At 65.3% G+C, this 13,595-nt stretch carries 11 protein-coding genes; 9 read left to right on the forward strand and 2 right to left on the reverse strand.

Annotation, left to right across the window (positions count from 1 at the left end; translation table 11 throughout):
• Positions 1-106 precede the first annotated feature (106 nt).
• The gene (locus tag AC0WRY_RS13710; RefSeq protein WP_491123236.1) at positions 107-1,075 is read left to right on the forward strand and encodes a catechol 2,3-dioxygenase; all 969 of its coding nucleotides are present in this window, start codon (positions 107-109) and stop codon (positions 1,073-1,075) included.
• Between the two features lie 12 nt (positions 1,076-1,087).
• Here AC0WRY_RS13710 and AC0WRY_RS13715 read toward each other — a convergent pair whose 3' ends face one another.
• Both AC0WRY_RS13715 and AC0WRY_RS13720 read right to left on the reverse strand, forming a co-directional pair.
• Positions 1,088-4,609 (reverse strand): molybdopterin cofactor-binding domain-containing protein, encoded by a 3,522-nt coding sequence (locus AC0WRY_RS13715; RefSeq protein WP_491123237.1) that lies wholly within the window; start codon positions 4,607-4,609, stop codon positions 1,088-1,090.
• Positions 4,609-5,091 (reverse strand): (2Fe-2S)-binding protein, encoded by a 483-nt coding sequence (locus AC0WRY_RS13720; RefSeq protein ID WP_194407489.1) that lies wholly within the window; start codon positions 5,089-5,091, stop codon positions 4,609-4,611. The genes AC0WRY_RS13715 and AC0WRY_RS13720 overlap by 1 nt, the downstream gene beginning before the upstream one ends.
• Positions 5,092-5,341: 250 nt before the next feature.
• On the opposite strand from AC0WRY_RS13720, the gene AC0WRY_RS13725 reads away from it, so the two are divergent.
• The 8 genes from AC0WRY_RS13725 to AC0WRY_RS13760 all read left to right on the forward strand — a co-directional run bounded on the left by AC0WRY_RS13725 (position 5,342) and on the right by AC0WRY_RS13760 (position 13,591).
• Positions 5,342-6,799 (forward strand): 6-hydroxynicotinate reductase, encoded by a 1,458-nt coding sequence (locus tag AC0WRY_RS13725; protein WP_194407490.1) that lies wholly within the window; start codon positions 5,342-5,344, stop codon positions 6,797-6,799.
• Positions 6,796-7,692 (forward strand): UPF0280 family protein, encoded by an 897-nt coding sequence (locus tag AC0WRY_RS13730; protein WP_194408255.1) that lies wholly within the window; start codon positions 6,796-6,798, stop codon positions 7,690-7,692. Before AC0WRY_RS13725 ends, AC0WRY_RS13730 begins: the two co-directional genes overlap by 4 nt.
• Positions 7,693-7,707: 15 nt before the next feature.
• Entirely contained in the window at positions 7,708-8,292 is a 585-nt protein-coding gene (locus AC0WRY_RS13735; protein WP_194407491.1) for an amino acid synthesis family protein, read from the forward strand.
• A gap of 76 nt (positions 8,293-8,368) precedes the next feature.
• Positions 8,369-9,571: an ABC transporter substrate-binding protein gene (locus AC0WRY_RS13740; protein WP_194407492.1), complete on the forward strand. Its 1,203-nt coding sequence runs from the start codon at positions 8,369-8,371 to the stop codon at positions 9,569-9,571.
• 159 nt (positions 9,572-9,730) lie between these two features.
• Complete coding sequence (locus AC0WRY_RS13745; RefSeq protein WP_194407493.1) at positions 9,731-11,620, forward strand: ABC transporter permease; 1,890 nt, start codon at positions 9,731-9,733, stop codon at positions 11,618-11,620.
• Positions 11,617-12,408 carry an ABC transporter ATP-binding protein gene (locus AC0WRY_RS13750; protein WP_194407494.1) on the forward strand — a complete coding sequence of 264 codons (792 nt, stop codon included), beginning with the start codon at positions 11,617-11,619 and terminating at the stop codon, positions 12,406-12,408. Before AC0WRY_RS13745 ends, AC0WRY_RS13750 begins: the two co-directional genes overlap by 4 nt.
• Positions 12,405-13,109 (forward strand): ABC transporter ATP-binding protein, encoded by a 705-nt coding sequence (locus tag AC0WRY_RS13755; protein WP_172786252.1) that lies wholly within the window; start codon positions 12,405-12,407, stop codon positions 13,107-13,109. Before AC0WRY_RS13750 ends, AC0WRY_RS13755 begins: the two co-directional genes overlap by 4 nt.
• Before the next feature lie 26 nt (positions 13,110-13,135).
• On the forward strand, positions 13,136-13,591 hold the full coding sequence (locus AC0WRY_RS13760; RefSeq protein ID WP_194407495.1) for a MarR family winged helix-turn-helix transcriptional regulator: 456 nt from the start codon (positions 13,136-13,138) through the stop codon (positions 13,589-13,591).
• Positions 13,592-13,595: the final 4 nt, after the last annotated feature.

The following is a 13,595-nucleotide window of genomic DNA, read 5'->3' on the forward strand; positions in this document are numbered from 1 at the left end:
TGAACCGGCGGCTTAGATGCCGCCTTCGGGCGGGTGAGCTTGTTGCAGCCCTGCGCCCGATCGCGCGATCCGGTCCGGCGGATCGCTAGCTGTGCTGGAGAACAACATGCAGCCCGAACCGATCCTCGATCTCGCGCATCTCGGCCATATGGAGCTGCTAACGCCGAAGCCCGATGAGAGCCTGAAATTCTTCGTCGACGTCATGGGCATGACGATCAGCGGCCGGAAGGGCGAGTCCGTGTACTTGCGCGGCTGGGACGATTACGAGCGGTATTCGCTCAAGCTCACCGCGTCGAAGACCTCGGGCATGGAGCACATGGCGCTGCGCGCGCGCAGCCAGCAAGCGCTGGAGCGGCGCGTCGCCGCGCTGAAAGGATCAGGCTTCGACATCGGATGGATTGACGGCGACATGGGGCAGGGCCCGACCTTCCGTTGCCGAGATCCCGATGGTCACATCGTCGAGCTGTATTACGAGACCGAATGGTACGAGGCGCCGCCGGAGCTGAAGCCCGCGCTGAAGAACCAGGCGCAGCGCTTTCCGGCGCGCGGCGTCAATGTCCGCCGGCTCGATCACCTAAACTGCCTCGCCGTCGACATCAAGGCCAATCGCGAGTTCTTCGAAAACTATCTCGGCTTGCGCCTCACGGAGCAGATCGTGCTCAACGACGGCCGGGAAGCTGCGATGTGGCTGACGATGTCGAACAAGAGCTACGACTTCGCCTATTCGCTCGACCATTCCGGCGTGCCGGGCCGCTTCCATCACGTCACCTACGCGCTCGACAGCCGCGAGGAGATCCTTCGCGCGGCCGATATTTTTCTCGAGAACGGCGTGCACATTGAGACCGGACCGCATAAGCACGCGATCCAGCAGACCTTCTTCCTCTACGTTTACGAGCCCGGCGGCAACCGCGTCGAAGTCGCCAATGCCGGCGCCCGCCTCATTCTCGCGCCCGACTGGAAGCCTATCGTGTGGACGGAAGAGGAGCGCAAGAAGGGGCAGGCGTGGGGATTGAAGACGATCGAGTCCTTCCACACCCACGGCACGCCGCCGGTGGAGGCGAAGAAGCACGGGTGAGTGCAGGATTGTCTAGCGCACTGACGATCGCGCCCGTGCGATCGTTTCGCGGATACCGGTCCACGCTGGCTTGTCCGGCGCAAACTGCTTGCGCAGGAAGGTGGCGAGCTCCTCGATCTGCGTGTCGCTCATGCTGTTCCTGAAGGCCGGCATGTAGCCGAGATCGCTGGAGACTGGCTCGGTGATGCCGTGCAGGATCACCTGCACGAGATTGTCCGCCTTCGTGCTGTGAATGTTGCTATTGAGTGCGAGCGAGGGGCGGCTGCCGAACAACGGGAGGCCGCCGACTTCGTGGCACACCGCGCAGGCGCCCTGATAGATGCGCGCGCCGGCGGTCGAGGCGACGGTGACCTGCGTTGCGCTCTCGAGCTTCCCTGCAAGAGCAGGCGCATCGGCCACGGCGTCGTTAAAGGAATTGAGATAGACCGCCATTGCACGGATGTCCTGATCTGGCAGGGCCTTGAGGTCCCTGACTACAGGCGCCATCGGGCCGGCGGCGACGCCGTGATAGCGCGAATGGCCGGTCCGCAGATAGGCGAAGAGGTCGTCCTCGCTCCATGGGATCGGCGCGTGGGACAGCGCGGTCAGCGGCGGCGCCTCCCAGCCTTCGGCAAAGCCGCCGGCGAGATAGGCATTGCGCTGCTCGGCGCCGAGCGCGTTGCGCGGCGAATGGCAGCCGCTGCAATGGCCGAGGCTCTCGATCAGGTACGCGCCGCGGTTCCAAGCTTCCGATTTGGTAGGGTCGGGTTCAAAAACTTTGCTCTGATGGAAGAGCGCATTCCACCCCGCGAGTAGCGGGCGGAGATTGAACGGGAAGGCGAGCTCATTCGCCGGCGGGGTCGCGCGCACCGCAGGCTGTGCCATCAGATAGGCGTAGAGCGCCTGCATGTCGGCATCGGCAGTCTTGGCGAAATGCGTGTAGGGAAAGGCGGGATAGAGCTGTCGTCCGTCGCGATGCAAGCCATCGCGCATCGCGCGCTCGAAGGCGGGATAGGACCATGCGCCGATGCCGGTCTCGACGTCGGGCGTGATGTTGGTGCTGTAGATCGTGCCGAATGGCGTCTCCAGGGCGCGGCCGCCGGCGTTGAGCACGCCCTTGAGGCTGGTGTGGCACTCCGCGCAATTGCCGAGCGCGGCAAGCTGCTCGCCGCGGGCGATCGTCGCTGTGGAATAGACTGAGGCATCCGGCCGTGTGATCGGCGCGATGGCGCGGCCGGGCAGCAGGGCTGCGCCGATGCCGATCGCGGCGGTGCAGACGGCTGCGATCGTCGCGAAGACGCCGGCGCGTCTGGCGACGGGATTCTCCCAGATCCGCGACGGTTTTGCCGCGGCGGGTGCGGGCAGGGCCTGCGCCACCGGTGCTGCCTCACCGTACAACCCCTTCAAGATGCGTTCCGGCGTGAACGGCGGCTCGCGAAAGCGCACGCCGGTGGCATCGAAGATCGCATTCGCAATCGCCGCCGCACTCGGCACCGAGGCGGACTCGCCGACGCCGAGCGGCGGCTGGTCCTGACGCGGCAGCATCAAGACGTCGATCTTGGGCACGTCGGGGAAGGGGATGATCGGATAGGCGCCCCATTCCCGCGCTGCCACGGCGCCGCGCTCGAACGAAACCTCCTCCATCAGCGCGCGGCTGGTGGACTGGATGACGTTGCCGTGGATCTGGTGGCGCACGCCTTCCGGGTTGATCATCAGGCCGGAATCCTGTCCCGCGACAACGCGGGTGACGCTCACGTCGCCCGTCGTCTTGTTCACGGCAACGTCGGTGACCCAGGCCGACCACGCCGCGCCATAGCCGGGAAATTTGCTGTGGACATAGAGCGCATAGGCAAAGCCGCGCCCATGCACGATTTCGCCGTCCTTTTCCTCGCGCACCGGTCGCGGTTTCCAACCGGCGCGCTCGGCGACCGCGTTGACCAGATCGACAGCGCGCGAGTCCTTCAGATAGCGCAGGCGATATTCGATGGGGTCAACGCCGGCCTCGGTGGCGGCCTCGTCGATGTAGGATTCGTGCGCAAAAGTGTTCGGCAGCGCGGAGACGCCGCGAAACCAGGACGCGCGCACGATCGGCGCCATGTCGTGGGCGACGACGCGCATGTGGTCGTAATCGTAAGGCGGGATCGCGGTGCGGTCGCCCATCTGCAGCACCGCGGGATCCGGAGAGATCCGTCCCGTCAGCAGCAGCGCCAGCGTCGGCGCGGCGTTCGAAGGATAGCGCGTGGCGAGGTCGTAGCCGGCAATGCTGCCGTCCGCATTCAGCCCGCCATTGACGTCGATGAGCTGGGCGGTGCCCTTTGGCTCCCAAGCGTGTTCTTGCTCGCGCGTCAGCTGCACGCGCACGGGGCGTCCCACCGCACGAGACAGCAGCAGCGCGTCGGCCGTGACGTCGTCGGCACAGTTGCGGCCGTAGCAGCCGGCGGCCTCCAGGCGGATGACGTCGATCTCGCTCTCGGGCCGCTCGATCAGCAGCGCAAGGTCGCTGCGCAGCATGTGCGGATTCTGCGTGCCCGACCAGACCCGGATATTGCCATCCCTGAAATCGGCGACCGCGCAGGACGGGCCGATCGAGGCGTGCATCTGGTACGGCCAGACGTAGGTGCGCTGCATCGGCTTGGCCGCACCCGAGATCGCGGCATCGACATCGCCCTTGTCGATCAGCGTGCGCGGCGTCGATGGATTGGCGCGCAGCGCGGTCTCGACGTCGGACAGATCGGTGAGGGCGGGCGTCCGCTTCCAGCTCACCTTGAGCTGCTCCGCCGCGCGGATCGCATTCTCCTCGCGCTCGGCGACGACGCCGACGAAATCGCCGATGCTCACCACGGCGACGATGCCGGGGATGTCGCGGACCGATGCTTCGTCGACCGCGATCAGGCTGGTGCCGACGAACGGCCCGGCATCGACCCCGGAATAGGGCGGTCGCACCACGCGGCCGTGCAGCATGCCCGGCACGCGGATGTCGTGCACGAAGGTCAACCCGCCTGTGGCCTTGGCCGGCAGATCGACGCGCGGCGTCGACTGACCGACGATCGTGTAGTTGCCGACGGGTTTGACCGTGACGTCGTCGGCAAGCTCGAGCCTGATCTCGTCGCCACCGATCAGTTCGCCATAGCTGACGCTGCGGTTGTCGTGCCCGCGCACGAGGCCGTCTTCGATCCTGAGGTCAGTCGCGGGAAGTTCGAGCCGCTCGGCCGCGCGCGCGATCAAAAACCGACGCGCCTGCGCTGCGGCCTTGCGCAGGGGCACGGCGGTGATCTGGATGGTCTCGCTCGCGATCGTCGCGCCCTGGTTCGGCACCAAAGCGGTGTCGCCGAGCACCACGACGACGCGCGCAAAGGAGACGTCGAGCTCTTCGGCGACGATCTGGCCGAGCGCGGTGCGTATGCCGGTGCCGAGATCGACATGACCGTTATAGGCCGTGACCGATCCGTCCGGGGTGATGCGGACGAAGGTCTCGGAGGTGACCTCGTCCACGGTGCGGACGACGACGAGCGAACCGGGGGACTGCTCAGTCCCGTTCGAAACAGGGGAGGCCATCAATCCGCGGCCTCGGTGAGCTCGCCCGATGCGCGCATCACGGCGCGCAGGATTTCGACATGGGTGCCGCAGCGGCAGAGATTGTAGCGCAACGCCGCCAGTGCCTCCTGTTCGGTCGGCCGCGGGTTGATCGCGAGCAACGCCTTGGTGGTCATGATCATGCCGTTGAGACAGTAGCCGCATTGCGCGGCCTGCTCGTCGATAAAGGCCTGCTGCACGACATCGGGCTTGTCGCGCGTGCCTAGCCCTTCGAGCGTCACGATGTCGCGGCCCGCGCAGCCGCTGACGGGAATCACGCAGGAGCGTGCCGCCGCGCCGTCGATCAGGACGGTGCAGGTGCCGCATTCGCCGAGGCCGCATCCGTATTTCGGGCCATTGAGTGCGAGATCGTTGCGCAGCACGTAGAGCAGCGGCGTCTCCGGCGCCGCGGCGATCTCGTGGATCCCACCGTTCACGGTGAGGCGGATCGGTGTCTGCGTCATCCTCATTCTCAGGCTCGCGGCAAATTGCTGCCAAATCTCGACCGCGACGATACCGTTTGTACACAAACGTGCAAGCCGTGCATGCCGCACTGCAGCGCGCTGCCTTCTTTGTGGACAGGTCGGATAGGCAAATGAGGTTTTATGCGGCAGCCGTATCTTTTGCACTGCACCGCCGCTTGACAGCTCCCGGGGACCGCGCGCAACATTGTTCGTATACGAATGATAACCGCCTCGATCCGCAGGCTCGCACATGCTGACTGAACCGACGAGCGTTGTTGCCGACAAGATCCGCTGCGATGCGTGTCCGGTGATGTGCTACATCAAGCCGGGCGCGGCGGGTGCCTGCGACCGCTATGCCAATCACGAGGGCAAGCTCGTCCGGGTGGATCCGCACGTGATCCTGGAGCGCACCGTCTCGCATGGCGGCAAGCTGGTCCCGTTCAGCCGCACGGAAGATTGGGACGGCAAGATCGTCCACGAACCTTCAACCTTCGTGACGGCGATCGGGGCAGGCACGACCTATCCCGATTACAAGCCGGCGCCGTTCATCGTCTCTGCGGAGGTCGACGGCGTCGATATGGTGACCGTCGTCACCGAGGGCATCTTCTCCTATTGCGGCATCAAGGTGAAGATCGACACCGACCGCTATCTCGGCCCGGAAACCGCGACGGTGCGCGCGCAGGGCGAAGCGGTCGGTCACGTCACCACCAGTGAATACGGCTCGCAGATGCTGTCGCTGGGCGGCGTGCATCACCTCACCGGCGGCTCCAAGAAGGAGGGCCGCGTCACCTGCGACACGCTGATGGACCTCGCCAATTGCAAGGCGGTGGAGCTTACCATCGACGGCGGCGCGAGCGTGGTGGTGCAGGCCGGCCAGGCGCCGATCGTCAACGGCGTGAAGGAAGAGCGCATGCGCGTCGGATGCGGCTCGGCGACGATCGGCATGTTCGCAAAACAATGGCACGGCAAGGTCGACGAGGTCGTCGTGGTCGACGACCACATCACCGGCGTGCTGAGCGAGCACCAGGCCGGCAAGCTGCTCGATATCGCCGATACCGGCATCAAGATGAAGGGCCGCCGCTCGACGCCCGGCCGCTATTTCCAGGTCGCCGATCCCGGCACGGGCTGGGGCGGCACCAACATTTCCGATCCGCTGGCGATCCTCGGGCCGTTCGATGCCAAGGAGGCAAGACCCGGCCTCTCCATGCTGATGGTCTCCACCACCGGCGAGCACTCGTCCTATTACGTGCTCGACGAGACCTTGAAGCCGGTCGAAACCGAAATGCCTGATGATCTGAAGTTCTCGGTCGAGCGCATCCAGGAGAATTGCGAACCGGCGTTGTGCACGGTGCTGTTCATGGCGGGCGCCGGTGGATCCTTGCGCGCCGGCGTCACCGACAATCCGGTGCGGCTGACGCGCTCGGTGAAGGACGCGCTGACCCGCGTCACCAGCGGCGGCGCGCCTGTTTATGTCTGGCCCGGCGGCGGCATCACCTACATGGTCGACGTGACGCAGATGCCCGCCGGCGCGTTCGGCTACGTGCCGACGCCGGCGCTGGTCGCGCCGATCGAGTTCACGATGAAGCTGTCCGACTATGCCGCGCTCGGCGGTCACATGGATTACGTGAAGCCGCTGTCCGAGGTGCAGAACGGCGACGACGTCCGCCAGCTGCCTTGGCAGAACCCGATCCCGGGACCTCGGGCATGACAAGGCTCCCGCAAATCGCATTGCTGTCTGATGGCCGGCGGCTGCATTTGCAGGATGGACCGATCGACCTGATCATTGAGGGGAGGGGGCCTGCGGATGCGGTGCGCGCGGCTTACGAGGCGGCGGCGCAGCGGTCCACGGGCCTGCTCGACGAGCTCTGCGCGGAGCTGCCGCAGCTGCGTGCTGCGGCCGCGGCGCGGACCTCGCTGAGGGGCGTGGTGGCGCGCCGGATGCACGCCGCGGTCGCGCCCTTTGCCGTTGATGGCTTCATCACGCCGATGGCTGCCGTTGCCGGCAGTGTGGCGGAGGAGATCTTGGGTGCCATGCTGGGCGCGGCAACGCTCGATCAGGCCTATGTCAACAATGGCGGCGACATCGCACTTCATCTCGGCAAAGGCGAGCATTTTTCGATTGGGCTGATGGATCGTCCCGATCGTGATGGCGTGATGCGGGCCATGAGGGTGGATGCGGACGACCCGGTTCGGGGCGTTGCGACCAGCGGGCGTCACGGCCGCAGTTTTTCGCTCGGGATTGCCGACGCGGTGACGGTGCTGGCGGCGACGGCATCGCAAGCCGATGCGGCGGCGACCGTCATCGCCAATGCCGTGGATCTGCCGGGACATCCTGCCATTGTCAGGCAACCGGCCTGCGAGCTTCAGCCCGATAGCGATCTCGGTGCGCGCCTCGTCACCCGACATGTCGGTGAGTTGTCACAGAATGAGATCGCCGCTGCCCTCGACTCTGGCGCGGAATGTGCACGGCAATTGTTCGATCGCGGATTGATCGAGGGTGCCGTGTTGCAGCTTTGTGGTGATATGCTTGTCATCGGACCTAAGGATATAGAACAGCGACGATCGCGCCCGCTGGTGCTGGAGAACGCGGTCTGTGCCTGAGCAGGGAAGCGAAACATGAGCGCGATCATCCGCAAGATCGTCACCGTCGTCGAAGAGACGCAGATGGAGATGGGCCGCCAGGTCTCGCCGCCGACCCGGCGGGCCGCGGCGATCGCTGTGATCGAAAATCCCTTCGCCGGACGATATGTCGAGGATCTCTCGCCGCTGATCGCGATCGGCGAGGAGCTGGGGGAACTTCTATCGAAGCGCGCGGTGGCTGCGCTCGGCATCGATGGCGCGAAAGCGCAGAGCTATGGCAAGGCGGCCGCCGTCGGCGAGAACGGCGAGCTTGAGCACGCCGCCGCGATCCTTCATCCGAAAATGGGTGCGCCAGTACGCAAGGTTCTGAGCAAGGGCGCAGCGCTGATCCCGTCGTCGAAGAAGCGCAGCGGGCCCGGTACGACGCTCGACATTCCGCTCGGGCACAAGGATGCTGCCTTCGTGCGCAGTCATTTCGATGGCATGGAAGTTCAGATCAATGATGCGCCGCGCGCCAACGAGATCATGGTCGCTGTTGCCGTCACCGACAGCGGGCGTCCATTGCCGCGCGTCGGTGGGCTCACGGTTGCGGAAGTGAAGGGCGAGGACGGTCTGAGATAGGATTTGAACCGGGGAGGTGGCACAGCTTTCCCGACAAGACACGCTGAAGACGTAGAGTTCAAAACTGGAGGTTGGGATGCGAGCGAGAAACACTTTTGTAGGCGCGGCCTTCGCGCTTCTGGCGGGCGGTATGGCTCATTCGGCCCTGGCGCAGGACATCAAGATCGGCGAGATCAACAGCTATTCGCTGCTGCCGGCGTTCACCGAGCCCTATCGCAAGGGCTGGCAGCTCGCGGTCGAGGAGGTCAACGCGGCCGGCGGCATCAACGGCAAGAAGCTCGTCGTCATCTCCAAGGACGACGGCGGCAAGCCCGCGGATGCGCAGACTGCGGCGAACGAGCTGGTGTCGAGCGAGGGTGTCGCGATGCTCGCCGGCACGTTCCTGTCGAACATTGGTCTTGCCGTCAGCGACTTCGCGAACCAGAAGAAGGTGTTCTTCCTCGCGGCCGAGCCGCTGACCGACGCCATCACATGGTCGAAGGGCAACAAATACACCTTCCGCCTGCGCCCATCCAACTACATGCAAGCGGCGATGCTGGTCGAGGCCGCCGCCAAGCTGCCCGCCAAGCGCTGGGCGACGATCGCGCCGAACTATGAATATGGCCAGTCGGCGGTCGCGGTGTTCAAGAAGCTGATGTCGGAGAAGCGCCCCGATATCCAGTGGGTCGACGAGCAGTGGCCGCCGCAGGGCAAGATCGATGCGGGCCCGGTGGTGCAGGCCGTTGCCGCCGCCAATCCCGAGGCGATCCTCAACGTCACCTTCGGTGCCGACCTCGTCAAGCTCGTGCGTGAAGGCAACACCCGTGGTCTGTTCAAGGGGCGCGAGGTCGTCTCGTTCCTGACCGGCGAGCCCGAATATCTCGACCCGCTCAAGGACGAGACGCCGGAGGGCTGGATCGTTACCGGCTATCCCTGGTACTCGATCAAGACCCCCGAGCATGATGCGTTCCTGAAGGCCTACCAGGCCAAGTACAACGACTATCCGCGCCTCGGCTCGATCGTCGGCTACCAGACCATCAAGTCGGCGGCTGCGATCCTCGCAAAGGCCGGCTCGAGCGATCCGGAGAAGCTGATTGCCGCGGCGGAAGGCCTCTCCGTGCCGTCGCCGTTCGGCGAGATCACCTTCCGCAAGATCGACCATCAGTCGACGCTCGGTGCCTATGTCGGCAAGACCGCGCTGAAGGACGGCAAGGGGGTGATGGTGGAATCTGCCTACAAGAAGGGCGCGGACTACCTGCCTGGCGATGCCGAAGTCGCGAAGCTTCGCCCGAAGGACTGAGGAGTTGTTTCGACCTCCGCTGCCGTAGGGTGGGTTAGCCAAAGGCTAACCCACCGCCTTCGGCGCCACACGAGAAAAGAGGGGCGGGTTACGCGTCGCTAACCCGCCCTACAAGGTCCGCGCTTGCCGCGGCATCGCACGAACCAACCCGGACCGCCGATGGCCTTTTACGTCGTACAGTTTCTGACCGGTCTCGCCAGCGCGGCGTCGCTGTTCCTGGTGGCCTCGGGTCTGTCGATCATCTTCGGCGTGACGCGGATCGTGAATTTTGCGCATGGCGCCTTTTACATGATCGGCGCCTACATCGCCTTCACGCTGACCGAGCGCCTGTCGGGCGCGTTCGGCTTCTGGGGCAGCATCGTGCTGGCCGCGCTGGCCGTGGCGCTGATCGGCGTGCTGGTCGAGATGGTGCTGCTGCGCCGCATCTATCACGCACCAGAACTGTTCCAGCTGCTCGCGACCTTCGGCCTGACCTTGATGGTCGAGGACCTCGTGGTGCTGATCTGGGGTCCGGACGATCTCGTCGGCCGCCGCGCACCGGGCTTCAAGGGCGCGGTGGATTTCTTCGGCCAGAACATCCCGAGCTACGACCTGTTCCTGATCGTGCTCGGGCCCGTCGTGCTCGGCATTCTCTGGCTGCTGTTCCAGCGCACGCGATGGGGCGTGCTGGTGCGCGCGGCGACGCAGGACCGCGACATGGTCGCGGCGCTCGGCGTCAATCAGAAATGGCTGTTCACGTCGGTGTTTGCGGTCGGCGTCTTCCTCGCCGCGCTCGGCGGTGCGTTGCAGATCCCGCGCGATGCCGTCCATCACGCCATGGATCTGCGCATCATCGTCGAGGTCTTCGTCGTCGTCGTGATCGGCGGCCTCGGCAGCATCATCGGGGCTTTCGTCGCAGCGGTGCTGGTCTCCGAACTCAATGCTTTCGGCATCCTGATCTTTCCGAAGATCTCCATCATCCTGGTCTTCCTGGTGATGGCGGTGGTGTTGATCGTGCGGCCCTGGGGACTGTTCGGCAAGCCGGAGGCTGCCGCGCGCAAGACGCCGGGCCTTACCGTCAATCCGTGGCGGCCGTTGACGTCGAACGAGCGGCTCGCGGCGCTGGCAGCTCTCGTCGTCGCGGCGATGTTGCCGCTGTTCGCCGGCAATTATGCGCTGACCGTCGGCTCGGAGATCGCGATCTTCGTCATCTTTGCCGTCAGCCTGCACTTCCTGATGTCGGTCGGCGGGCTCGCGTCGTTTGGCCATGCCGCTTATTTCGGCCTTGGCGCCTATGGCATCGCCTTCCTCGCCAAGATGGCGGGGCTGCCGATGATCGTCTGCCTGCTGCTCGGGCCGCTGCTCGGCTGCATGGGCGCGGCCGTGTTCGGCTTCTTCGCCGTGCAGCTCTCCGGCGTCTATTTCGCGATGCTGACGCTGGCCTTCGCACAGATCGTCTGGTCGATCGCGTTCCAGTGGGTCAGCGTCACCGGCGGTGACAACGGCATATTGGGCGTCTGGCCCTCGAGCTGGGCCGCGAGCCCGTCGCATTTCTATTGGCTTTCGCTCGGCGTCGCCGCGCTCGTCACCATCGCGCTCCGGGCCATGGTGTTCTCGCCATTCGGCTACGCGCTTCGCGCCACGCGCGACTCGCTTCTGCGCAGCGAAGCGGTCGGCATCAACGCCAAACGCATTCAGTGGACGGCCTTCGTGATCGCGGGCACCACCGCCGGTATCGGCGGCGCGCTGTTCGCGTATCTCAAGGGCAGCGTCTTCCCCGACAATCTCGGCATCTCGCTCTCGGTCGATGCGCTCGTCATGGTGCTGCTCGGCGGCGTCGAGACGGTGTCGGGCGCGGTGATCGGCGCCATCGTCTACAAGGCGCTCAACATCTGGCTGGTCAGCCAGACCGATCTGTCAAAACTCGTGCTCGGCGGCTTCATCGTATTGATCGTTGTCGTCTTCCCCAAGGGCATCGTCGGCATGCTGGAGATGCTGGCGCAGCGCCGCCGGAAGTCCTCGCCGCCGGGATCGTCCCTGCTCGCCAAGCCGATCGAGTCCGCCGAATGAGCGTTGCACCCACACTTCTCGCGGTCGAAGGCCTGACCAAATCCTATGGCGGCATCCACGCCGTGCGCGGCGTCTCGTTCTCGCTGCGCGCCGGCGAGATCCTGGCGCTAATCGGGCCGAACGGTGCGGGAAAAAGCACCTGCTTCGACATGCTCAACGGCCAGAACAAGCCTGATACCGGCCACGTCCGCCTGCTTGGCGAGGAGATCACGGGCAGGAAGCCGCGTGAGGTCTGGCGGCTCGGCGTCGGGCGCACCTTCCAGATCACCGCGACCTTCGCCACCATGACCGTGCGCGAGAACGTGCAGGTCGCGCTGATCTCGCACGGCAAGCAGCTGTTCAATCCGTTCGGCTCGGCACCGAAGTTCGATCGCGCCGAGGCCGGCCGTCTGCTCGAACTGGTCGGCATGGGCGGTTACGCAGATCGCCCCTGCGGCGAGCTTGCCTATGGCGATCTCAAGCGGCTCGAGCTTGCGGTGGCGCTCGCCAACCAGCCGAAGCTCCTGTTGATGGACGAGCCGACCGCCGGCATGGCGCCGCGCGAGCGCGTCGATTTGATGCGGCTCACGGCGCAGATCGCGCGCGAAAAATCCATCGGCGTGCTCTTCACCGAGCACGATATGGACGTGGTGTTCGAGCATGCCGACCGCATTCTCGTGCTTAATCGCGGCACCCTGATCGCCGAGGGCTCGCCGGCCGAGGTGCGCGGCAATCCGCAGGTGCAGGCGGTCTATCTCGGCGAGGGCCTCGTCTACGATGCCCGCCATCGCGAAGGGGCCTCGGCATGAAGCTCACGGTGCAGGACCTCAACAGCCATTACGGCCCGGCGCATATCCTGTTCGACATCGGCTTCGAGGTCGGGGAGGGTGAGGTGGTGGCGCTGCTGGGACGGAACGGCGCCGGCAAGTCGACGACGTTCCGCTCGATCGTCGGCCTCGTCGCGCAGCGCTCCGGTCGCATCACGTTCGAGGGCAAGGACGTCTCGTCAAAGCCGACCCACGAGATCGTGCGCGAGGGGCTCGGCTATGTGCCGGAGGAGCGGCGTATCTTCACCGATCTGACGGTAGAGGAAAATCTTGAAGTCGGCCGCCAGCCGAAGCGTCCGAACGCTCCGCACTGGACCCGCGAAAAGCTGTTTGCGCTGTTTCCCAATCTCGGCGAGATGAAGAACCGTCCGGGCGGCCGCATGAGCGGCGGCGAGCAGCAGATGCTCACCATTGCGCGCACGCTGATGGGCAATCCGTCGCTGGTGCTGCTCGACGAGCCCTCGGAAGGCCTGTCGCCGAAGATCGTGGAGCAGATGGTCGATGCCATCCTGACCATGAAGAAGGAGGGCGTCAGCATCGTCGTCTCCGAGCAGAACCTGCATTTCGCGCGGCTGATCTCCGATCGCGCCTATATCATCGAGCGCGGCCGCATCTGCTTCGGCGGCACCATGGCCGAGCTCGATGCGCGTCCGGACATCCGCGACGCGCATCTGTCGTTGTGAAGGCAAAGGGAAGAGGCAGCGGACGGATGGCCAGAAGCGTTGCGGCGAAGAAGAGCATCAAACCGGCAAAACCGCCTTACGTGCTCGACGAGCAGGTCGGCTTCATCCTGCGCCAGGTCTGGCAGCGTCACAGTGCGATCTTCTCCCGCGACATCGGCACCAATCTGACCCCGACGCAATGGGCGGCATTGTCGAAGCTCGCCGAGACCGGTGCGTGCTCGCAGAACCAGCTCGGCCGTCTCACGGCCATGGATGTCGCCACTATCAAGGGCGTGATCGACCGCCTGACGGCGCGCGGCCTCACCGAGACCAGCCAGGATCCCGAGGATGGCCGGCGGCTGCTGGTGAGCCTGACGCGGGCCGGTCAGCAGCTTGCGGAGAAGGTTGCGCCGAATGCGCTTGCCATCACCCGCGAAACGCTGGCGCCGCTGGACGCCAAAGAGCGCGAGACGCTGATGGCGCTGTTGAACAAGTTGCGGTAGCGAC

This window comes from Bradyrhizobium sp. T-12 (assembly GCF_058314695.1).